The organism is Parasphingorhabdus sp. (assembly GCF_048269865.1).
Taxonomy (GTDB): Bacteria; Pseudomonadota; Alphaproteobacteria; order Sphingomonadales; family Sphingomonadaceae; genus Parasphingorhabdus.
Genome location: NZ_JBLWUA010000001.1, coordinates 88399 through 110080 on the forward strand (window position 1 = coordinate 88399; position 21682 = coordinate 110080).

The following is a 21682-nucleotide window of genomic DNA, read 5'->3' on the forward strand; positions in this document are numbered from 1 at the left end:
ATCAACAAAGCCCATCGGCAAACCAGACCCGCATCCCGTCCTTGAGTGAGAGCTTTTTGGCGAGTGGAGCGTGGGTGGCGGGTCGGTCCTAGTCTTCCATCCAGTCGCGGAAGAAACTCTCATGGGCATTGCGGAGATCACTCACAGCCACCGGTTTGCCGTTTAGCACCAGTTGGTCGCCTTTGACCTCGCCGATCTTCTCAAACGGCACTTTCTCGCGATCCAGTTCGGCGTCGGCGCGATAGGTGATGACATAGCGGCCCTGTGCCTCGCTGAAGGCAAAGGCAGTGGTCATCTGGTCGATTTCCGCGCCCAGATTGCCCGCCAGCGCCATTTCGGCGAGGGCCACGGCAAGCCCGCCATCGCTGATATCGTGAACGGCGGTGACCTTGCCCTCAGCGATCAGTTCGCGAATGACCTGGCCGGCCCACAATTCGTCCTTCAGATCAACCTTCGGTGGCGGGCCATCCTGCAGGCCATGGATTTCGCGGAGCCAGGTCGACTGGCCGAGCTCTTCATAGTGGAAACCGACAGTGGCGATATGGTCGCCCTCGTTCTTGAAGCCGATGGTCATCATCGTGTCGAGATCGTCGATCAGGCCGACGGCACCGATCGCCGGGGTCGGCAGGATCGCATGGCTGACGCCGTCGCCGCCGGTGGTTTCGTTATAGAGGCTGACGTTGCCCGAGACGATGGGCATGTCGAGTGCCGAGCAGGCTTCGGCCATACCTTCGATACAGCCGACGAACTGGCCCATGATATGGGGCTTTTCAGGATTGCCGAAATTCATGCAATCGGTGGTTGCGAGCGGTTTCGCGCCGACCGCGCAGAGGTTGCGATAGGCTTCGGCGATCGCCTGCTTGCCGCCTTCAAACGGGTCGGCCTTGCAATAGCGCGGCGTGCAGTCGGTGGTGATCGCCAGGCCCTTGTTGGTGCCGTGCACGCGGACGACCGCCGCATCGCCGCCAGAACGCTGCGCGGTGTCGGCACCGACCTGGCTGTCATATTGTTCCCAGATCCAGCGGCGCGAGGCGAGCGCGGGACTGGCCATCATCTTGAGCAGATCTGCGCCAATATCGGTGCTGTCAGGAATATCGCCGAGTGGCTGGACATTGATATGCGCAGCATATTCCCCTCGGGTCAGATGCGGACGGTCATAGAGCGGTGCATCGTCAGCGAGTGGGCCGAGCGGGATATCGCAGACGGTCTCGCCCTTGTGGGTCAGCACCATCCGGCGGGTGTCGGTGACCTCGCCGATCACCGCGAAATCCAGTTCCCATTTGGTGAAGATCGCCTCGGCCATTTCCTCGCGGCCGGGCTTCAGCACCATCAGCATGCGTTCCTGCGATTCGCTGAGCATCATCTCGTAAGCGGTCATGCCGGTTTCGCGGCACGGCACCTTGTCCATGTCGAGGATGATGCCGACTTCGCCGTTGGTCGCCATTTCGACGCTGGAGCTGGTCAGCCCCGCGGCACCCATATCCTGGATCGCGACAATCGCATCGCTGGCCATCAGCTCGAGGCAGGCTTCGATCAGCAGTTTTTCGGTGAATGGATCGCCGACCTGGACGGTGGGACGCTTTTCATCGCTGTCATCGTCAAATTCCGCGCTCGCCATGGTCGCGCCGTGAATGCCGTCGCGGCCGGTCTTGGAGCCGACATAGACGATCGGATTGCCAACGCCGCTGGCGGCCGAGTAGAAAATCTTGTCCGCATCGGCGACGCCGACGGTCATCGCGTTGACGATGATGTTGCCGTCATAGGCGGGATCAAAATTGGTCTCGCCGCCAACCGTCGGCACACCGACGCAATTGCCGTAGCCGCCGATCCCGGCAACCACGCCCTTGACCAGATGCTTCATCTTCGGATGGTCGGGGCGCCCGAAACGCAGGGCATTGAGATTGGCTACCGGCCGAGCGCCCATCGTAAAGACATCGCGCAGGATGCCGCCGACGCCGGTCGCTGCGCCCTGATAGGGTTCGATATAGGACGGGTGGTTATGGCTCTCCATCTTGAAGATCGCGGCCTGTCCGTCGCCAATATCAATAACGCCGGCATTCTCGCCAGGGCCGCAAATGACTTGGGGGCCGGTTGTCGGGAGCTTCTTGAGATGCAGACGTGAGGATTTGTAGGAACAATGTTCCGACCACATCACCGAGAAAATCCCCAGTTCCGTGATATTCGGCTCGCGGCCCAACGCGTTCAATATGCGCTGATATTCCTCTGCATTGAGCCCGTGCTCGCGCACGGTTTCGGTGGAGATCTGGGGCTCTGCGATCAGCGTGTCTGTGGTCATGCATCGCCTTTAACGACCTGCGCCAATTTCGACTAGTGGGAATTGATGTTTCGACGCCGTGCTTTATGGATTGTCGGTAAAGGAGGGATTGCATGACCAAGACGATTGAACTGATTTTCGATTTCGTAAGCCCCAACGCCTATCTGATCTGGTCGCCGCTGAGGGCGCTGGCTGAGAAGCATGGCGCAACCATCGAAGTCACCCCGGCTTTTCTTGGCGGCATGCACAAGCTGACCGGCAATGCACCGCCGTTCGTGCGCGATGCGGACGTGAAGGGAAAGAATGACTATGCGATGCTGGAGATAAACCGGTTCATTGCCAAGCATCGCCTGACAAAATTCAAAATGAATCCCAAATTTCCGTTCAACACGATTACATTGCTGCGGATGTTGGTCGCCTTGGACCCAAACGAACGCGCCGGGTTTGTAGAAACCCTGTTACCCGCGATCTGGGAGCAGGGGCTCGACGTGACCGATAGCGAGGCGCTAGGCAAGATTCTGGATGACGGCGGCTTTGATGCTGAGGCGCTGTTTGAAAAGACGCAGGATCCGGCGATCAAACAGGCCCTGATCGACAATACCGAACATGCGGTCGAACGCGGGGCCTTTGGCATTCCCACCATGTTCGTCGATGGCGAGATCTATTTTGGCAAGGAACGGCTGGGACAGATTGACGAGCAATTGTCTGCGGCATGAAATCGCCCTGCAACGATATTTGTACGATCGACCGGCCGAGCGGCCTGTGCCTGGGCTGTGGGCGCAGTCTGGCGGAAATTGGCGAATGGGGAACGGCGACGGACGAGCGTCAGCAAGAGATATTATCCCTGCTACCGGCGAGGATGGAGGCGCTTGCCGGGGCCCTCAAACGGTGACCGTGCTTTAAGCCTTTACGAATTTCAGGACCAGAAACGCAGTCAGTGCTGCCGTCGTGCCGGTCGCAAAAGTGCCCCAGATCATGTCGATGATGGTCAATTTGGTCGACCAGGTTTTGAGCACCGCTTGGCTGGTGAGATCGAAGGTCGCGTAACAGAAGAACCCGAGCAACGCGCCATTGAGTAAAGCCGTGGCCCATTGGCCGTCGAGCAGCGCTGGCCGCACCGCAAACCACATCATCCCGCCGAGATAGAGCGCGTAGAAGGTCAGCGCCGGTGCGAGGCGAAACTGGTCCGCCATGATATCGCCAATGATCGGGCGATAGAGCGACGGCGCAGCATTGCTCAACCAGATTGCGTCGAGAATACCGAAAATGATGGCGGCAATGGCATAAGCGGCAATATATTGGGTCATGTTCGGTCCTGTCCTGATGGCTGTTTCAATATTCGCGTTCGTCCCACCCACCATGCTGCCAAGGCTGCGACCGAGAAAGCAAACAGCCCGGTCAGCTTCATCGCCGCATCCGCAGACTGCGGTTCGGGTCCGAACCAGTTGATCGATTGGAACGCGAGCAGCAATACGGCCAAAAGGCCAAGCGCATATTTCGACTGGCCGGAAATGGGTCTGGTGCGCATGACGTAAAAAGCCAGAGCACCGAACGTGATGCCAAGCTCCAGCGGCATTTCGATCATCGGATAGTTCCACAGGCCAAAACCGAATTTCGGCGGTGAACCAGCGAGCGTCAGGTCCGGTGCATGGACCAGCAGATCGAGAAACCAGTGCGACAGAACCACGGCTCCACCAATCAGCGCGCCCGTGCGGTTGCGCGTGAATATCCAGAAAAGCAGCGCAAAGCCCGCTGCCAGCAGGCTGCTGCCGAGCAGGCTGTGGGTATAAGGCATGTCGTAAAGGTCGAGCGGCACCATTTTGGTAATTCCGGGTGTGATGCGGAAATTTTCGATGCCGGTGAGGGCGAGTCCGAAGAAACCGAAATCCAGCAACTGGCCGGCAACGAAAAGGGTTCCGAGTCCGGGTGCCCTGGGATGGGATGCAGCCACCATTGCTGGCGCAAAATGACCGATGAACATATTTTCTCCCACCGTTTTTCTTGCAAAGCTACACCGGAAGTTAACGATAGTGAAGCCCAAGCCCTTGACCGCGACCCAAAGCGTCGTCATTGAATCTCGCCATGAGCGAAACCAAAGAAGATCTTTCCACGCTGAACTTTGAGGATGCGCTGAAGCGTCTCGAAGACATCGTCCGCAAGCTGGAAAGCGGTGATGTGCCGCTCGACCAGTCGATAGAGCTTTACAGCGAGGGTGAAAAACTGCGCGGTCTGTGCCAGCAGCGCCTGGAATCAGCGCAGGCGAAGATCGAGAAAATCACGCTCGATCGGGATGGCAAGCCGCAAGCCACTGTTCCTTTTGACGCGGACTGAACCGTTGGCGGCCAACAATAATTCGGACCTCTTTCGGGAGATGGGGCGAGTCGCCACTCTGGTGGACCGGCAGTTCGATACATTGTTGCAGGTTCCCAATGACGCTCGCCGTGAATTGTACGAGGCCATGCGTCACGCCGCGATCGGCGGGGGCAAACGGCTGCGGCCATTGCTGGTGATGGCGACGGCCGGACTGTTTAACGTCGATGAATCCTGCGCGATCCGCGCTGCCACGGCCGTCGAGGCCCTGCATGTCTATTCGCTGATCCACGATGACCTGCCCTGCATGGATGATGACGACCTGCGCCGGGGCAAGCCGACCACCCATATTGCCTTCGGTGAAGCGACAGCGGTGCTCGCTGGCGATGCGCTGCATGCGCTGGCCTTTGGGCTATTGTCCGACGACCGCACCCATCACGACCCTTTTGTCCGCGCCGAGATGACCGCCTGCCTCGCCCAGGCCGCCGGTCCTGCCGGCATGGCGGGTGGCCAGATGATGGATCTGGTGGCCGAAAATTCTACCTTTGACTTGCAGACGGTTACGCGGCTGCAGCAGTTGAAAACCGGTGCACTGATCGCTGCCTGCGTGGAAATTGGTGCCATTCTGGGCCGTGTGCCGGAGGAAGGCCGCGTCAGCCTGCGCGGTTATGCCCATGATCTGGGCCTCGCCTTCCAGATTGCAGACGACATATTGGACGTCGAGGGTGACGAGCAAAAGGCCGGCAAGGCGCTGCAGAAAGACGCCGTGGCAGGCAAGGAAACCTTTTTGAGCCTGATGGGTCTGGACCGGGCCAAGGAGCAGGCCCAGATGCTGGCCAATCAGGCCAAATCCCATCTGAGCGGCTATGGCAGCGAAGCGGATCTGCTGCGCGCCATCGCCGAATTTACCATCGCAAGAGATCGCTAGTCGGGGAGCAATATATGAGAATCGGCGTTTATCCGGGGACTTTTGACCCGATCACCCTGGGACATATGGATATTATCAAGCGCGGCATGCGCTTGGTCGACAAGCTGGTGATCGGCGTGACCACCAACCCGTCGAAATCGCCGATGTTCTCCGACGAGGAGCGCCTCGAGATGGTGCGCCGCGAAACCGCCGAGCTGGGCGAGGGCGTGGAAGTCGTCGGCTTCAACATGCTGCTGATGAAATTTGCCGAAAAACAGGGCGCCAGCGTCATCGTGCGCGGGCTGCGGGCTGTGGCCGACTTTGAATATGAATATCAGATGGCCGGCATGAACCAGCAGTTGAACGACGATATCGAAACCGTCTTCCTGATGGCCGATGTCTCGCTGCAGCCGATCGCGTCGCGCCTGGTGAAGGAAATTGCGATGTTTGGCGGCGAGATCCACAAATTCGTGACGCCGCTGGTGGCCGAGGAAATCACCAGCCGGGTGGAGAAAATCGGTCTCAAGGGCGACCAATAGCCGAAACAGCAATTCATTGCAGTGAAAGGTAGAATCGTTCAAAGACCAGTTGCGTTTCCAAACCCTGATGCCAAACGAGTATGCCATGCTGCGTAAATTATTTTTGACCTTCTCCGCCCTGTTTCTGGTTTCCGGAACCGGCCATGCGCAAGAAGTGGAGGAAAAGGCACCGGCCCCCGCATCGGTTCCGGCTGAAGAGAATATTCTCTATCTCGATCTTTCGACCGGCGGGCGCGTTGCGATACAGCTGTTTTCGACGCTCGCTCCCAATCATGTCGAACGGATCAAGACGCTGACCCGGCAGGGCTTTTACGACGGCCAGATTTTTCACCGCGTGATCGACGGGTTCATGGCGCAGACCGGCGACCCGACCGGCACCGGCATGGGCGGCTCCGATCTGCCCGACCTGAAAGCGGAATTTGGCAAGTTCCCGCATCTGCGCGGTGTTGTCTCGATGGCCCGCGCCCAGGGTGAGGACAGCGCCAACAGCCAGTTTTTCATCCTCTTCTACCCGCGCTTCTCGCTCGACGGCAAATATTCGGCTTTCGGCCGCGTGACCTCCGGCATGGAATATGTCGACAAGATCGCACGCGGCGAGCCACCGCTCAATCCCAGCCGGATATTGCAGGCCTCGATCGCCGCCGACAACAAGCCGCCGGTTCTGCCCGGCCCGGCGACGGAGCAGAGTGAAGCGCCGATTACCGTGGATGACCTGAACGCGCCGCTCAATCCCTAGACCAGCCGGTGCGCGTTGATCTTTTTGACTTTGATCTGCCGCCGGAGCTGATCGCGCTGCGGCCAGCGGTGCCGCGCGACAGCGCCAAAATGCTGCAGGTCGCCGGTAACCAAATGTCCGACCATCTGGTCAGCGACCTGCCGGGTCTGCTCGGCCCCGATGACATCCTGGTGTTCAACGATACCAGGGTGATCCCGGCGCAGCTGACCGGCACCCGCGGCGATGCCAGGATCGGCGCGACGCTGCACAAGCGCGTCGACCTGCGCCGCTGGCAGGCCTTCATCCGCAACGCCAAGCGCCTGCGCGTCGGCGAGACCGTCGATTTCGGGATGGACGTGGCGGCGGAGGCAGAGGACAAGTTGCCGGACGGCAGTTTCATTCTGCGCTTTCTCGGCGAGGAGCCGGTGGAACTGCTGCTCGAACGCGCCGGCACCATGCCGCTGCCGCCCTATATCGCCAGCAAGCGGGCGATCGACGAGCGCGACGCCGACGATTACCAGACCATGTTCGCCCGCGAAAAGGGCGCCGTCGCCGCACCGACCGCCGCGCTGCATTTCACCGATGACCTGCTAGCCGCGCTGAACGCCGCCGGCGTCGGCAGCGAAACGCTGACCCTCCACGTCGGCGCCGGGACCTTCCTGCCGGTCAAGGTCGACGAGACCGACGACCACCGGATGCACAGCGAATGGGGCAGGATCGACGCCGCCACCGCCGACCGCCTCAATGCCGCCCGGGCCGCAGGCGGCCGGCTTATCGCCGTCGGCACCACCAGCCTGCGCCTGCTGGAAAGCGCCACCGGCGAAGATGGCATCATCCAGCCGTTCGAAGGCGACACCGATATCTTCATCACCCCCGGCTACAAGTTCCGCGCGATCGACGGCCTGATGACCAATTTCCACCTGCCCAAATCGACCCTGTTCATGCTGGTCAGCGCGCTAATGGGCCTGGAGACCATGCAGGCCGCCTATGCCCATGCGATTGCGGGGGGGTATCGCTTTTATAGCTATGGGGATTCTAGTTTGTTGTTGCCTTGAGGGGGTCTTTGGTGATTGCGAGGTATCTATCAGAAAATTACTATTTTCGATCCCGGCAGACCGCCTAATACCTTGAAAAAGCGCAGGCTATAGGCACGCCCTGAATGAAAACTTTTCTGCGGTGTTATCAACGCGATTAATCCAAAAACATCGAGTGCCGAAATCTCCAGAACGAACGCTAAAACTGGCGATGCCCGCGCCGATTTTTCCCGCCGCTTCGGGGTGGCGGTCTATGAGTAGTCTCAAGATCGCTTCGTCAGCAGTCGAAACTTTGTCGCCGAGGTTATATCGATAAAGAATCTCTTGGAAAAATGCTACTGCATCTCCCTTCTTGGCGAAGTGGTGCTCACCAATTGTAACAGGTTTTGCCGGCATAACTATTTTCCAGTTTCATTTTCCAGTTCGATCTTGTCCAAAATCTCTTTTCTGATGAGGTTAGGAATATTCATGCCCTCAAAAAAGGGCGCGTAACTTCTAATCCAAGTGACACAACCAGCTCTGTCTAAGTCATCCTGAGCGATCTTCTCATATAGCTCAACAGCAGACATTCTAGAAAGGCCAAGTTCTATAAGAGAAAGCAATGTCTTGCTTGATACACCAAATTCGAGCGCTACGCCGATATCGAAATCATCATCGATCAGATCAGACCTTCCAATTTCCATTAGGTGATGTTTCAACACATCTACGTAAGAGGATAGGTACTTTGGCGCTTTGAAGCGGGCAGTCTGCTCTACAATATCCATCGTGTCACGAATGAGCTTGGGTAGAGTGTAGGTGCGGCGATTTCTCTTGTGATAATCTATTCGTTTACGAATAATGGTGGCGAGCGAATAACCCTTGAGCCATTCTACAACGATGACGGAATGAAGTGGAATCAAACCTAACGGCAGAAATACCGGAAATACATTCGCATTGATTCTTTCCATGATGGTTATGAACCGGTCATAGGCGTCCACGCTTTCTGATGGAGCAGGCAGTAGGTTCTCTGGGTCGTTTTTGTATATTCTAAATGCTGCCAACAGTCTTTGAAGACCTATCACATTCACTCCCGGATGACGAATTGCCAATTCAATCGGCAGATCAATTTTTTCCGCAATCTTGGCAAGCTGAGACTCAAGTATTTGAATGGTTTCTTCGCTGTGGCGCTTCGCAAATGGAGCAGCAGAGAGTGTCCCGAGCCTTAGGTAGGTGTTGACGAGGTATGCGCCAACCTGCTCAAATTCCTCGGCGTGTGGTAAGTCGCTTGGATCGTCCGATAGCCTTGCTTCCAAATAGGAAGCAAGGTCTTGATCTTGCCTGATGATAGTGTCCGTCTCTCGCTTGATCGGGTAGCGTGAACGCGCAGGAACTCCCGTAGGCCAAGCGGTCTTGTTCGATGGCTCAATGCAGATAATATTTCCCTGAAACTCATTTCCCCAACGTCCAGCCCGCCCGGCTAAATTCCAAAAGTCATGAGGTTCCATTGGGTGGCCCTTCCCTTTTCGAGGACCTCTAACAACTATAGTGCGACAAGAAAGGTTGACGCCTTCAATGAGCGTCGATGTGCAAGCAAGAAACTTGATTTTGCCCTTTCTAAATAGCCGCTCGATTTCCATGCGGATGAGCGCTGGCATGTTCCCGTAGTGAAAGGCGACTCCGCATTCGACCAATGGAGCAAGCTGATAGTCACGATGGACGGCTTTCCTTGCGAGATCAGCCAGATCAAGAAGTTCCTGATCCTTCTCGCCTTCTTCCTCTAAGAGTTGGCTAATCAGCAGGGCGACATCTTCGGCTTCCGCTGCTCCATTGCAGTAAACTAATGTCCCACCGCGCTCACCGGCTTTGGCAGCAATAAACGCAAGTCTCTTTCTGACTGTTCCCGCCTTATTGTCGAGATGTAAGATTCCAATTGGCAGTTCTCCAGCGTTGTGGACAAGGTTCAATGACCATTTCTTGGGTTTACCCTTCACTTGCTCTGCGAGAATGACATTTTGGAGAACTGTTGGAGTATCGCTATCAACTGAAGACTGGGTTATTCCGTCAGGCGCATCGGTGAGCAATTCTTCCGGATTTTGCGTCGCAGGGCTAACAAAGACTGCCTTGAGCTTTGGGTTCGCCCTTGAAATTCGTTCAATTGCATCTTGCAGTATCACACCGCGTTGATTGTCGCCGATCTTATGCGCTTCATCGACAACCAAAAGGTCGATCAAGCATTCGTCTTTGAGGAGGTTTATTAGCAGATGCAGTCGCTCTTGAGTGAAGACGAAAATCGCCTTCTTCTTATTTGAACGCGCGTAGTTATATTTCTCGACCAACGGGATTGAATGCACCGACACATCGTCTGCATTTTTCAGAATGCCTTTGAGTTCTCCCTCGATCTCGGTGACCAACGCTCGTGTTGGGGCTAGGTAGACGGCTACACGGCTCTCATTAGTGCGGATATAGTCGTTGAGCCACTGAAGGATCAGGAAGGTCTTTCCCGACGCGGTAGGGGCAGAAGCCGAGATCCAGCTATTTTCAGTAGTGGCGCCAGCCCAAAGCTTCTTTTGGAAATCATTTACGTTAAGCCAAGAACCTCCGGCTTCAACAAGGACGGAATCCTCAATATCTCGTCTCAGCGCTTCAATCCTCATTGAAACACCGAGCCGTCCGTTCATATCGCCCTCAATCAGATGGCGCTTTTCAGCCAAGTCTGCTGCCCGATGGTTTGAGAGCTTTTCAAGCAATACGCCGCCTGCATCGCGCACTTCCATCTCTTTTGGTAAGGAAATAGCAGCAGTTGCTATTCGAAGCGCAACCTCTTGATTTTGGCGCGTTTTCGATCTGGCCAGGATACTGCCAGCCAAAAGCAGTCTTTTCCAATCGCACTTTTCGCTTTCTTCTCTCTGCGCATCTTCGTTCGTAATGCCGCCTATTTCCGAAGCAACAGTGAGCCTTGTTATCACGTTAATTTCGTCGGAAATTGCGCAATCAACAAGCCAATCACATAGTTCCTCACTATTCATCTTTAAGACCTAGAGCTTGAAGGAAAGCGGTACGAAAGCCATCTGCAGATGGTACCGGAACACAGAATAGCTGGATATCAAAATGCTGCAGCTTTTCGGCAACTAATCTCGTTGAAATATTGTTGAGCAATTTTGACATCGTAGCTTTTGCAGCCGCTACGATGTCTTCAGTGGTTCCCTTTTGATCTTCCCCCGGATAAAATCCAGCATCGAACCCGACCAACGCCACACCGCAATATTCTACCCGCTTTGAAAGCGGCGAAGTTTTGTCAAAAAACTTTTTGAATGCTCCGGTAAGAGATGGATCGTTCAGGTCAGCTTTGTCGCTTAGAAGGATTAAATCACGCTCTCTCGAAGCCCCTTCATGGTCTTCCTCGGCAAGAAACGGCGCAAGAGATTTGAAACAGTCACGAATTGCCGTTGTTGCATCTTCGTAGACTTTTGACTCGCCCCAAAAGAGTTTCAGCAAGCCTTCTTCTGTCACGCTCGCATATACCCCATCCGCGCCGTGATAGTGCATACGTGAGTCTGTCTTAAGGTCCATTTTGCATAATATCTGCGGCAAGCCTAAGAAACGTTCTGCGAGCAAGTACAGCAGCATCTCGCCGCCTTCTCCCGTATTGCTAAGGTCAGTAAAAGCCGCGATCGCCTCGTGATGGAGAGCGGCGGTCGCGCTTGACGTTTTGAACTTAATATCTCTGTCACGAGCTGCCTGCATCCGACTCTTAGGTATAGCGTAATCAGCGATCGAGTTCCGTAAGAATTCCGCTAGTCGTTTGGGGCTAACGCGTCCATTACCATCTACGGTGAGACAATGGCAATGTACGCTAATCTTGCAGTCGTCTATGAATATAGATTTCTCAACAAGGTTTAGATGTACGTCGAGCTCGCCAGAATCGCCTGCGACTATGTTTTGAAGCGCTTCCGGTGAAATTTTGGACAGATATTCCCCCTAATATTTAGACCGCCAAATTATTTTTCTTCAGCATAATTCTGATAGTACTCGTTTTTTCTGTTGCTTTACAAGTGTCTCCTTTCAGTTTGGCTTTGGTAAAACAATCGCCGCTAACGTGCTGTCGGACATTCGGCGTCACTGCTTTGTACGCTCGAGGGCCGGTGCCTCAGCGTAGCTCAAGTATAATAATTGGAATCCCAAGGGTCGGTCTTGCGGCTGCGCCGATAATCGATTTGCGATTTCGTTTTTACATCCTGATGTCGCCATAGACCTGCAGGTGGCTGCCCGTGATCCGATTATACTCTTCCGCAACGCTGAGCAGGTTTTCGAAGATCGGTATCAGGGAACGATCAGCGTTGGGATATTTTGCACCCCCTTTCCTACACCACCCCCAATCCGCTATATTCTCCCCCGGGCCATCCTCACCCGCCATGGCCCGGCCCCGGTCGCGCGCAGCTTGTCACCGCCCAGCGCGAAAGGTCACACTAGGCGGGTGGTGGCGGAGTGAAGAATGGTGGAAAATTGCGGGTTTCGGGCAAAGGTCACAGTTTTCAAAAACATGCGATATTGTCAAGAATACCGGGAGGGGGAGCGCTGGTCGATTATTTTGCCGGACCGCTTTGCCGGCGCGCCGGTGCCGCGGCTGGCGGGGCGGACTGTCGAACTTGCTACTGGCCCCGCGCGGGGATTCAGGGCATAGCTACCGTGACCAGACAAGGATAAAAGCGGAGAGATGACGATGGACAACTACGAACAGAATTATATTGACGGCAAATGGGTCGACTCCATCGGCGGTACGCCGCATCAGGTCATCAATCCCGCGACCGAGGAGCCGGGCACCAGGATCGTGCTGGGCACCGAGGCCGATGTCGATGCTGCCGTGGCGGCTGCCAAGAAAGCGTTCAAGACCTTCAGCCAGACGTCGCGCGAAGAGCGGCTGGAGCTGCTCGGCCGGATCATCGAGGAATATAAAAAGCGCATGCCGGATATTGCCGCGTCGCTCGCGGTCGAGATGGGCGCGCCGGTCAGTCTCGGCAATGCGGCGCAGGCGCCCGCTGGCCTGGGCGGATTCCTGGGCACGGTGGAAGCGCTGAAGAATTTCGAATTTTCCGAAAAAGTCGGTGACAACAGCATCGTCTATGAACCGATTGGCGTGGTCGGCATGATCACGCCGTGGAACTGGCCGCTGAACCAGATCTGCCTGAAAGTGGCTCCGGCTCTGGCCGGCGGCAACACGATGGTGTTGAAGCCGTCGGAAGAATGTCCGGGAAGCGCCGCGATCCTCGCCGAGGTTATGGATGCCGCTGGCGTGCCGGCCGGTGTGTTCAATCTGGTGCAGGGTGACGGCCCGACCGTCGGCGCGGCGATTGCAGCCCATCCCGGTGTCGATATGGTCAGCTTCACCGGCTCGACCCGCGCCGGCATATTGGTAGCGAAAGCGGCGGCCGACACGGTCAAGCGTGTGCATCAGGAACTGGGCGGCAAGTCGCCCAATCTGGTCCTGCCCGGTGCCAAGCTGGAGGAAGTGCTGCCGCCGACGATCGGCGGGGTGATGATCAATAGCGGGCAAAGCTGCATCGCGCCGACCCGGGTCTTGGTGCACAAGGACCAGACCAGCGACGCGATCGCGGTGGTCAGGAAGATTGTCGAGAGCCAGCAAGTCGGCGACCCGACGGTCGAGGGCGGCCATCTGGGGCCGGTGGTCAACAAGGCGCAATATGGCAAGATCCAGGACCTGATCCAGTCCGCGATCGACGAGGGCGCGACGCTGGAAACCGGCGGCACCGACCTGCCGACCAACGTCAACCGCGGCTATTATGTCAAGCCGACTCTGTTCAGCGGGGTCACGCCTGATATGCGGATCGCGAAAGAGGAAATCTTCGGGCCGGTGGTGACGCTGATGAGCTACGACAATCTCGAACAGGGAATCGAGATTGCCAATGATACGGACTATGGTCTGTCGGCGGTCATTTCGGGCGATCCGGAGGAAGCGGTGGCCGTGGCCCCGCAACTGAAGGCCGGCATGGTCGTGGTCAACAACTGGGGTCCGTCCCCGGGCCTGCCCTTTGGCGGCTACAAGCAGTCCGGCAATGGCCGCGAAGGCGGGGTTTACGGTCTGCGCGACTTCATGGAAGTGAAATCGATCAGCGGTTTGCCAGCCTGAAGGGGCTAGCCCGGAGCAGAGAAGCTTCCATCTGCCAAAATAAAAAGGGCGGCCCGAACGAGCCGCCCTTTTTGTCGTGTTCTCTGACGGTCTAGCCTTCAGCCGGAGCCGCTGCCGGGGGAACCGGCGGATCATTGTCGGCGACTGCGGTGAGCGATCCGCCCATGGCTTCGCATTCACCGGCGTCGGTATATTTCCAGGCGTTGCCCTGATAGTCGATGACAGCGGTGCCGGCACAGCTCGTGCCTTCGCCAGCGGCACAGTCATTGTCACCCGCTTTGGCAATGCCATAGCATTTTTCCTGGTCCGCTGCCGTGACTTCGGTCACCTCGGCGGTTGTTGCTTCTGCATTTTCGCTGGTTGCTTCACTGTTTCCACCGGAACAGGCGGACAGGGCTGCGGCCGCGATCAGGGCGGATGCTGCTGCACCCAGATTGGTAGCGTTTGTCATGAGATTCTCCCGATTTAGGTCTTTGAAAATAGGCTGCCATCCTGCACAGCAAGTGCCAAAGTCGAACAGGACCGGGTAATGGATACACAAACAGCGCAAAAATACAAATTTGAACCGGTCAAATCCGGTAACATGGATGGCCTGGGACAGCTCGGTGGCTGAGCGTTTCTCCTTTTCGATCACAGCGACTGACGGCAAGGCCCGCACCGGCACCATCAGCATGCTGCGCGGCGACATTCGCACGCCGGCATTCATGCCGGTCGGCACAGCAGCCACGGTCAAGGCGATGAAGCCCGAGAGCGTTCGCGCGACCGGCGCCGATATCATCCTCGGCAACACCTATCATCTGATGCTGCGGCCCGGTGCGGAGCGGGTGGCACGGCTGGGCGGCCTGCACAAGTTCATGAACTGGGATCGCCCGATCCTGACCGACAGCGGCGGCTATCAGGTGATGAGCCTGTCGGAGTTGACGAAATTGAGCGAGGATGGCGTCGAGTTCCAGAGCCATCTCGACGGGTCGCGGCATATGCTGACGCCGGAACGGTCGATGGAAATCCAGCGGCTGCTCGGCAGTGATATCGTGATGGCCTTCGATGAATGCACCAAGAATGGAGCGTCGCGCGAGGAAGCGCTGGCCTCGATGGAGCGATCGATGCGCTGGGCGAAGCGCTCTCGCGACGGTTTTGACAGCGGTGAGGAGCATGCAGCGAGAGCGGCCTTGTTCGGAATCCAGCAGGGTTCGCTCGACAGGGACATGCGCGCGGCCTCGGCCGAGGCGCTGATCGACATCGGCTTTGACGGCTATGCGATCGGTGGGCTGGCGGTTGGCGAAGGGCAGGAGGCGATGTTCGACGTGCTCGATTATGCGCCCGGGCAATTGCCTGCCGACAAGCCGCGCTATTTGATGGGCGTGGGCAAACCAGATGACCTGGTCGGGGCAGTAGAGCGCGGTGTCGATATGTTTGACTGCGTGTTGCCAAGCCGGTCCGGCCGCAATGGTCAGGCATTTACCGCTCAGGGCGCGATCAATATCCGCAATGCCAAATTTGCCGAGGATCTGGCGCCCCTGGACGAAAGCTGCGCCTGTTCGGTTTGCAAAAGCTACAGCCGCGCCTATCTGCACCATCTGATCCGGGCGAAGGAGATATTGGGCGCGATGCTGATGACCGAGCATAATATCGCTTATTATCAGACGCTGATGGCGGGCATGCGCGCAGCGATTGCAGAGGGCCGCTTTACCGATTTTGCCAAGTCGTTTCGCAGCGACTATCTGAACATATGATCGCTGGACTACCGGAACAAACCACGCTGCAGGATGCGCTCGACCGCGCCCGTGGCGACGCGCCATTTCTGGCCATGGCGATGCAGGTGCAGCCCGAGCTGACCGATTTGCTGGCGGCAGAAAATCTGGATGCGGCGTTGGACTACGTCGAGAGCGCGGGTGAAGGGGCGCAGAATGTCCGGCAGAAATTACGCCGCGAAAAGCGGGCGCTGGCGCTCGCGTTGGCGATTGGTGATCTGGCCGGTCAACTGTCTCTGACCGAGGTCATCACGCGCCTCTCGGATTTTGCCGACCGGTCGCTGGATGAAGCGCTCGCCGATATTTACGCGACCCGCTACCCCGATGCCCCGCTGGAAGGTTTTGCCATCATTGGCCTCGGCAAGCATGGGAGCCGGGAACTCAACTATTCCTCCGATATTGATCCGATCTTCATCTATGATCCCGACAAAATTCCGGTCCGCGGTCGGGAAGAGCCCAGTGACGCCGCGCGGCGGATCGGTCAGCAGCTGGTGGAGGCGCTCAACAGCCGTGACGCCGACGGTTATGTGTTCCGGGTCGACATGCGGCTCAGGCCCTCGCCGGAAGTGAGTCCGGTCGCGCTACCGGTGGAAGCGGCGATCAGCTATTATGAATCGAGTGCCCTCGCATGGGAGCAGGCGGCCTATATCCGGTCCCGGGCCGCTGCCGGTGATCCGGCATTGGGTCGCTATTTTCTGGAAACGATCAACCCGTTCATCTGGCGGCGGTCGCTTGATTATGGCGCGATCCAGAATATCGGATCGGTCACCGCGCAAATTCGCGATCATTATGCTGCGGGCCAGAAATTCGGGCCGGGCTTTGATCTGAAACGCGGTCGTGGCGGTATTCGGGAAACGGAATTTTACGCGCAGATGCATCAGTTGATCTTTGGCGGGCGACAACCGGACTTGCGAGTGCCGGCGACGCGGGATGCGCTTGCCGCGCTGGCGCAAGCTGGACGAATCGACAAGGACAAGGCGACAGCGCTCAGCGAATCCTACGAACTCTATCGGGTGATTGAGCACCGGCTGCAGATGGTCAACGACCAGCAAACTCACAGCCTGCCCGATGAAGCGGCGATGCTGGACCGGGTGGCGCGGCTACACGGACTGGGATCGGGCCAGGCGTTGCTCGATCTACTCGCCCCGCATGTGGACAGGGTCGGCAGGATTTACGACGATCTGATCGAGCCGGAAGACAGCGCTCGCCTGCCGATGGACGAAGCGAAACTGGTCGCGCTGCTGGCGGAGAAAAAGCTGCTGGAAGCCGATGCTTTTCTGCAGGCGATCAAACGGTGGCGGAGCGGCAAGGTGACGGCATTGCGGTCCGCAGCCGCCCAGGAGTCGTTCGAAGCGATCTTGCCGGAACTGGTCGATGTGATTGCGACGGCAACGAATTCCACAAAGGCGCTGGCGCGGCTGGACAGCCTGATCGGCCAATTGCCGACCGCGATCAATTTTTTCCGGATTTTGGAGGCGCGTCCCGGCCTGCTCGAAAAGCTCGGGCAGATATTGAGCCACGCGCCGGTGCTGGCCGACGCTTTGTCTCGTCGCGCTGAATTGTTCGATGGTCTGATCGACGCCTCTGCGCTTGACCTGCCGCCGTCTGTCGAAGAGCTGGCGGACCAGTTTTCCCGCACCGAACCGGGCGATGACTATCAGATGCTGCTCGACCGGGTGCGGGCCCGTGTGGGAGAAAAACGTTTTGCGCTTGGGGTGCAGCTGATCGAAGGCCGACATGATGCGCTCGATATTTCCGCAGGCTATGCCCGTGTTGCCGAGGCAGCGATTCAGGTGTTGGCGGATGCCACCATCAGTGAGTTCGAGGCCGTGCATGGCAAGATTGCCGGTGGCAGGCTGCTGATCCTGGCGTTGGGCCGACTGGGTGGAGAGGCATTGACCCATGCTTCGGACCTTGATTTGATTTTTCTGTTCGCCGGTGATCATAGCGCCGAGTCCGATGGCAAGCGGCCTCTGGGCGGCACGCAATATTTCAACCGGCTGACGGCTCGGATCGTCACGGCGTTGTCGGTGCCGACCGCCGCTGGGCCCTTATATGAGGTCGACACCAGGCTGCGACCGTCCGGAACGCAGGGGCCGTTGGCGGTCACTCTGGAGAGTTTCTACAAATATCAGCGCGAAAGCGCGTGGACCTGGGAGCATATGGCCCTGACCCGCGCCCGTCCGGTCTATGGCAATGCGGAAGATCGCGAGCAGCTGCAGAGCGAGATAGGCGAGATCCTGAAAAAGGATCGCGAAGCAGAAGACCTGCGCAAGGCGGTCCGCAAAATGCGGCTTGATATTGTCGAGCACAAGCCGCCGAAAGGCCCGCTCGACACCAAATTGATGGAAGGCGGACTCGTCGACTGGGAATTCATCGTCCATTTTCTGCAATTGAAAACCGGCGAAGCGCTGCATCCGCAACTCGGTAAAGCGGTTCGGGTTCTGGTCGACGCTGGCCACCTCGACGAGGATATGGTGACCGCGCATGATCTGATGTCGCGCTTGCTGGTGGCTTTGCGGCTAATGTCTCCCGATTGCGATTACCCACCGGAAACCAGTCGCGCCCTGATCGCCAAAGCGGCGGGGCAGCAGAGCTGGGATGATCTTCTGGACGGCTATGATCAGGCGCGGCAATGCGTTATTGACGCCTGGAATCGGCACCTGCGGCCGGACCCTGACGAGATATTAGGAGATATATGATGATCAAAGAAGGCGATAAAATCCCGGATATGGAGCTGGTCGCGCCAGACGGAAGTCCAGTGAAAATATCGGATTATTCCGGCAAGAAACTGGTGCTGTTCTTCTACCCGAAAGCCAGCACGCCGGGCTGTACGACGGAGTCGAAGGATTTTTCTGCGCTGTTGCCTGAGTTTGAGAAAGCCGGTGCGGCGGTGCTGGGCATGTCGGCCGATTCGCCGAAGCGGCAGCAGAATTTTATCAACAAGCAGGAATTGACCGTCGATATCGCTTCCGACGAAAGCACCGAATTTCTGGAGAAAATTGGCGTTTGGGCGGAAAAGAAGATGTACGGCAAAACCTATATGGGGATTATCCGTTCGACCTTTCTGATTGGTCCCGATGGCACGGTTCTGAAGGCCTGGCCGAAGGTCAAGGTAAAGGGGCATGCGGAAGAGGTGTTGGCGGCTGTCCAGGCGGCATAGACTATCGGACATGGCCGAATATTCCGATGTAGGTTCAGCGGTCTTGCAAGTCCTGCAGACCGCTGACCCGAATGCGAAGGTGATGGCTGCGCGCCACGCAGCGAGGCAATGGCGGGTCGGGCGCCTGTCACATGACTTCCCTCACCGCATGCCGGATATGCCCGCTCGTCCCGATCGTCCGCTGTTGCTACTTCCGCGCGACATGCCACGGCGCGGCGGCGGTACGTCTTTGCCAAGACGGATCGCCCTGATCCACGCACTCGCGCATATCGAATTTGTTGCGATCGACCTCGCCTTTGACATGATTGGCCGCTTTGGCGCGCAATTCCCGCGCGATTTTACGGATGACTGGATGCGCGTCGGGTCGGAAGAAGCGATGCATTTTGCTTTGCTCGACCGGCGATTGCGGGCGATGGACAGTTTTTACGGAGCGCTTCCCGCTCATGACGGGCTGTGGGACAGCGCGAAAAACACCGCTCATGATGCATCGGCCCGTCTGGCGATTGTTCCGATGGTGCTCGAGGCTCGGGGACTGGATGTCACTTTGCAAACTGTAGAACGGTTTGAACGGCAGGGTGACAATTCGACGGCAAAGGTTCTGAATCGCATCTTTCGGGACGAGATTAACCATGTATCTTACGGCACGAAATGGTTCGAATTTGCCTGCGACCAACGCGATCAGAATCCGCATGCGCGCTGGAAAGAGCTTGTAAAAGCCCATTTTAAAGGTGGTTTAAAGCCTCCATTCAACGACTCAGCGCGCCAAGCTGCCGGTCTAACCCGCGAATATTATTCTGCTATTGAATAATTAACTGGAATGAATTTACATCACCACTCGATCAACAAACGATCGACGGGGGCAAAGGTTCCGAAAAAAATTCAAGCCATGAATTTCATGGGTCGCTAGAAAAGGTTCGATCATTATATGACCGAAAACATAGTCGCTTTATTCCGTAAATCTGTGAGCAAAATCACAGCCATTGCAATTCTCGGCTCTGCAATGATTTTTTCCACCGCCGCCTCAGCAGAAGCTGCCGCCGATTCCAGTATCCCCGTTGATGTATTGAAAAGCCAGGCCGCAGAAAGTGCCTTGGGCGAAGCGGATCCGGCCTTCCGGATGATTTTTGATAACTGGGCGAGCCAAGGCAAGCAGGAAGCCGTCAAGCTGATGATCCCTTCACGCAAGCCGGTAAAAGACTTCACGTTGACCAGCTCTTATGGTTTTCGGGCGGACCCATTCAAAAGACGCCGGGCCAATCACAAAGGCCTCGACATGGCCGGACCGATCGGCACCCCGATTTATGCTACCGCTGACGGCATTGTAGGCCGTGCGCAATGGCTGGGCGGCTATGGCAATTATATCGAAATCAATCATGGTAACGGCATCCAGACCCGTTACGGCCATATGTCCAAGCTCAATGTTAAATCAAATGCTCGTGTCAAGAGCGGCGACTTGATTGGTTTCATGGGCTCGACCGGTCGCTCCACCGGCAGCCATCTGCACTATGAAGTGCGCATCGCCGGCGAAGCGGTCAATCCCATTCCGTTCATGCAGTCCAACGACTTCCTCGTTGCCCAGAAGCTGAATTCGGGCGTTGCATTGGGCGGCCCAGCCGAATAAGACATTTTTTCACACCTTTGGGAGAGGGTGCATGAAGGGGCGGTTTGAGCTTAAGGCTTGCCGCTCCTTTTGTTTGTCCCTATCTTGAAGCCATGAACCAAGCCAGCGCATCTATCGAACAGGATATCATCCTGACCCCCAATGCCGCGAAGCGCGTCGCTGTGATCGCGGGTAAACAGGGCCGGGCCGCAATATTGCGGCTGGCCGTTGAAGGCGGTGGCTGCTCCGGTTTCCAATATCGCTTTGGTCTCGCTGACAGCATCGAGGATGACGACATCGCAGTCCAAGAATCAGGCGTTACCTTGGTCGTGGACGAAGTCAGTCTTGATCTGGTGCGTGGAAGCGCCGTGGATTTTGTTGAATCCCTGGGTGGCAGTGCCTTTCAGGTGACCAATCCCAACGCGGCTTCGGGTTGCGGCTGTGGCTCCAGCTTTTCCATCTAAGTGAAAATAGCCAGCTTCAATATTAACGGTATCAAGGCGCGTTTGCCGCGCCTGCTGGAATGGCTTGAAGAAACCAGGCCAGATGTTGCCTGTCTGCAGGAAATCAAGACGCAGGATGAAGGGTTTCCCGCCGAAAAATTTGAAGAAATCGGCTATGGTGCGATCTGGCACGGGCAAAAGAGCTTTAATGGCGTCGCCATTCTGGCGCGCGATCAGGTTCCGGAAGAAATCAAGCGCGGCCTGGATGGCGAGCCAGAAGACGAGCACAGCCGCTATCTCGAGGCTAACATCAGCAGCAGCAAGGACGGACGGAAGGTTCGGGTTTCGAGCATCTATTTGCCCAACGGCAATCCGCATCCCGGTCCGAAATTTGATTTCAAACTGCGCTGGATGAAACGATTGCGCGATCGTGCCGCCGAAATCTGGGCGGAAGAAGTGCCGGCCGTTCTGGCAGGCGATTATAACGTCATTCCGCGCGACAATGATGTCTATTCGGTGAAGGCTATGCAGGACGATGCGCTGATGCAGCCGGAAAGCCGGCAAGGCTATCGGCGCCTGCTCAATGATGGATGGACCGACGCGCTGGGGGTGACCTATCCGGCGGGCAATATCTGGACCTACTGGGACTATCGCAGCGGCGGCTGGCAGCGCGATCAGGGCTTTCGCATTGACCATCTGTTGCTCAGCCCGCTCGCTGCCGATGCTCTAAAAAGCTGCGGTGTCGACAAGGAACATCGCGGCCGGGAGAAGGCGAGCGACCACACGCCAGCTTGGGTCGATTTGTCCATTTGATGCGGGTG

22 protein-coding genes are annotated in these 21682 nt (G+C 57.1%); 15 read left to right on the forward strand and 7 right to left on the reverse strand.

Annotation, left to right across the window (positions count from 1 at the left end; translation table 11 throughout):
* Positions 1-88: 88 nt before the first annotated feature.
* Positions 89-2296: a phosphoribosylformylglycinamidine synthase subunit PurL gene (gene purL / locus ACN0WW_RS00490; RefSeq protein WP_417608279.1), complete on the reverse strand. Its 2208-nt coding sequence runs from the start codon at positions 2294-2296 to the stop codon at positions 89-91.
* 92 nt (positions 2297-2388) lie between these two features.
* Between purL and ACN0WW_RS00495 the strand changes: the two genes are divergently transcribed.
* Entirely contained in the window at positions 2389-2991 is a 603-nt protein-coding gene (locus tag ACN0WW_RS00495; RefSeq protein WP_417608281.1) for a 2-hydroxychromene-2-carboxylate isomerase, read from the forward strand.
* On the forward strand, positions 2988-3167 hold the full coding sequence (locus ACN0WW_RS00500) for a DUF1289 domain-containing protein (RefSeq protein ID WP_417608283.1): 180 nt from the start codon (positions 2988-2990) through the stop codon (positions 3165-3167). The genes ACN0WW_RS00495 and ACN0WW_RS00500 overlap by 4 nt, the downstream gene beginning before the upstream one ends.
* A gap of 7 nt (positions 3168-3174) precedes the next feature.
* Here ACN0WW_RS00500 and ACN0WW_RS00505 read toward each other — a convergent pair whose 3' ends face one another.
* Positions 3175-3582, reverse strand: a complete 408-nt coding sequence (locus ACN0WW_RS00505) for a DUF2177 family protein (RefSeq protein ID WP_417608285.1) — start codon at positions 3580-3582, stop codon at positions 3175-3177.
* A complete protein-coding gene (locus ACN0WW_RS00510) occupies positions 3579-4346 on the reverse strand; it encodes a hypothetical protein (RefSeq protein ID WP_417608287.1) in 768 nt (255 codons plus the stop codon). The genes ACN0WW_RS00505 and ACN0WW_RS00510 overlap by 4 nt, the downstream gene beginning before the upstream one ends.
* An 11-nt stretch (positions 4347-4357) precedes the next feature.
* Here ACN0WW_RS00510 and ACN0WW_RS00515 point away from each other — a divergent pair, with 11 nt between their 5' ends.
* The 5 genes from ACN0WW_RS00515 (at position 4358) to queA (ending at position 7801) form a co-directional block, all read left to right on the forward strand.
* The gene (locus ACN0WW_RS00515; protein WP_417608289.1) at positions 4358-4606 is read left to right on the forward strand and encodes an exodeoxyribonuclease VII small subunit; all 249 of its coding nucleotides are present in this window, start codon (positions 4358-4360) and stop codon (positions 4604-4606) included.
* A 40-nt stretch (positions 4607-4646) separates the two neighbouring features.
* Complete coding sequence (locus ACN0WW_RS00520) at positions 4647-5513, forward strand: polyprenyl synthetase family protein (RefSeq protein ID WP_417608947.1); 867 nt, start codon at positions 4647-4649, stop codon at positions 5511-5513.
* A 14-nt stretch (positions 5514-5527) separates the two neighbouring features.
* Positions 5528-6031 carry a pantetheine-phosphate adenylyltransferase gene (coaD, locus tag ACN0WW_RS00525; protein WP_417608291.1) on the forward strand — a complete coding sequence of 168 codons (504 nt, stop codon included), beginning with the start codon at positions 5528-5530 and terminating at the stop codon, positions 6029-6031.
* An 85-nt stretch (positions 6032-6116) separates the two neighbouring features.
* The gene (locus ACN0WW_RS00530; protein ID WP_417608293.1) at positions 6117-6767 is read left to right on the forward strand and encodes a peptidylprolyl isomerase; all 651 of its coding nucleotides are present in this window, start codon (positions 6117-6119) and stop codon (positions 6765-6767) included.
* Between the two features lie 8 nt (positions 6768-6775).
* Positions 6776-7801, forward strand: coding sequence for a tRNA preQ1(34) S-adenosylmethionine ribosyltransferase-isomerase QueA (queA, locus tag ACN0WW_RS00535; RefSeq protein ID WP_417608295.1), 1026 nt, complete (start codon positions 6776-6778; stop codon positions 7799-7801).
* A gap of 87 nt (positions 7802-7888) precedes the next feature.
* Here the strand turns inward: queA and ACN0WW_RS00540 are convergent, their stop codons facing one another.
* The 3 genes from ACN0WW_RS00540 to ACN0WW_RS00550 are packed head-to-tail and all read right to left on the reverse strand — an operon-like array spanning position 7889 to position 11728.
* Positions 7889-8176, reverse strand: a complete 288-nt coding sequence (locus ACN0WW_RS00540; protein WP_417608297.1) for a DCL family protein — start codon at positions 8174-8176, stop codon at positions 7889-7891.
* Between the two features lie 2 nt (positions 8177-8178).
* Positions 8179-10785: a DEAD/DEAH box helicase gene (locus ACN0WW_RS00545; RefSeq protein WP_417608299.1), complete on the reverse strand. Its 2607-nt coding sequence runs from the start codon at positions 10783-10785 to the stop codon at positions 8179-8181.
* Positions 10778-11728: a DUF1837 domain-containing protein gene (locus ACN0WW_RS00550; RefSeq protein WP_417608949.1), complete on the reverse strand. Its 951-nt coding sequence runs from the start codon at positions 11726-11728 to the stop codon at positions 10778-10780. The genes ACN0WW_RS00545 and ACN0WW_RS00550 overlap by 8 nt, the downstream gene beginning before the upstream one ends.
* A gap of 751 nt (positions 11729-12479) precedes the next feature.
* Here ACN0WW_RS00550 and ACN0WW_RS00555 point away from each other — a divergent pair.
* On the forward strand, positions 12480-13904 hold the full coding sequence (locus tag ACN0WW_RS00555) for an aldehyde dehydrogenase family protein (RefSeq protein WP_417608951.1): 1425 nt from the start codon (positions 12480-12482) through the stop codon (positions 13902-13904).
* 91 nt (positions 13905-13995) lie between these two features.
* Here the strand turns inward: ACN0WW_RS00555 and ACN0WW_RS00560 are convergent, their stop codons facing one another.
* Positions 13996-14355, reverse strand: coding sequence for a DUF2282 domain-containing protein (locus ACN0WW_RS00560; RefSeq protein WP_417608301.1), 360 nt, complete (start codon positions 14353-14355; stop codon positions 13996-13998).
* Between the two features lie 154 nt (positions 14356-14509).
* Here ACN0WW_RS00560 and tgt point away from each other — a divergent pair, with 154 nt between their 5' ends.
* The 7 genes from tgt to xth all read left to right on the forward strand — a co-directional run bounded on the left by tgt (position 14510) and on the right by xth (position 21674).
* Positions 14510-15637 carry a tRNA guanosine(34) transglycosylase Tgt gene (tgt, locus tag ACN0WW_RS00565; RefSeq protein ID WP_417608303.1) on the forward strand — a complete coding sequence of 376 codons (1128 nt, stop codon included), beginning with the start codon at positions 14510-14512 and terminating at the stop codon, positions 15635-15637.
* A complete protein-coding gene (locus tag ACN0WW_RS00570; protein ID WP_417608305.1) occupies positions 15634-18357 on the forward strand; it encodes a bifunctional [glutamine synthetase] adenylyltransferase/[glutamine synthetase]-adenylyl-L-tyrosine phosphorylase in 2724 nt (907 codons plus the stop codon). Before tgt ends, ACN0WW_RS00570 begins: the two co-directional genes overlap by 4 nt.
* The gene (locus ACN0WW_RS00575) at positions 18354-18818 is read left to right on the forward strand and encodes a peroxiredoxin (protein ID WP_417608307.1); all 465 of its coding nucleotides are present in this window, start codon (positions 18354-18356) and stop codon (positions 18816-18818) included. The genes ACN0WW_RS00570 and ACN0WW_RS00575 overlap by 4 nt, the downstream gene beginning before the upstream one ends.
* Positions 18819-18828: 10 nt before the next feature.
* On the forward strand, positions 18829-19626 hold the full coding sequence (locus tag ACN0WW_RS00580) for a ferritin-like domain-containing protein (protein ID WP_417608309.1): 798 nt from the start codon (positions 18829-18831) through the stop codon (positions 19624-19626).
* A gap of 192 nt (positions 19627-19818) precedes the next feature.
* On the forward strand, positions 19819-20439 hold the full coding sequence (locus ACN0WW_RS00585; protein ID WP_417608311.1) for a M23 family metallopeptidase: 621 nt from the start codon (positions 19819-19821) through the stop codon (positions 20437-20439).
* 92 nt (positions 20440-20531) lie between these two features.
* Positions 20532-20882 (forward strand): iron-sulfur cluster insertion protein ErpA, encoded by a 351-nt coding sequence (gene erpA, locus ACN0WW_RS00590; RefSeq protein WP_417608313.1) that lies wholly within the window; start codon positions 20532-20534, stop codon positions 20880-20882.
* Positions 20883-21674 carry an exodeoxyribonuclease III gene (gene xth, locus ACN0WW_RS00595; protein WP_417608315.1) on the forward strand — a complete coding sequence of 264 codons (792 nt, stop codon included), beginning with the start codon at positions 20883-20885 and terminating at the stop codon, positions 21672-21674.
* The last annotated feature ends 8 nt before the right edge of the window (positions 21675-21682 follow it).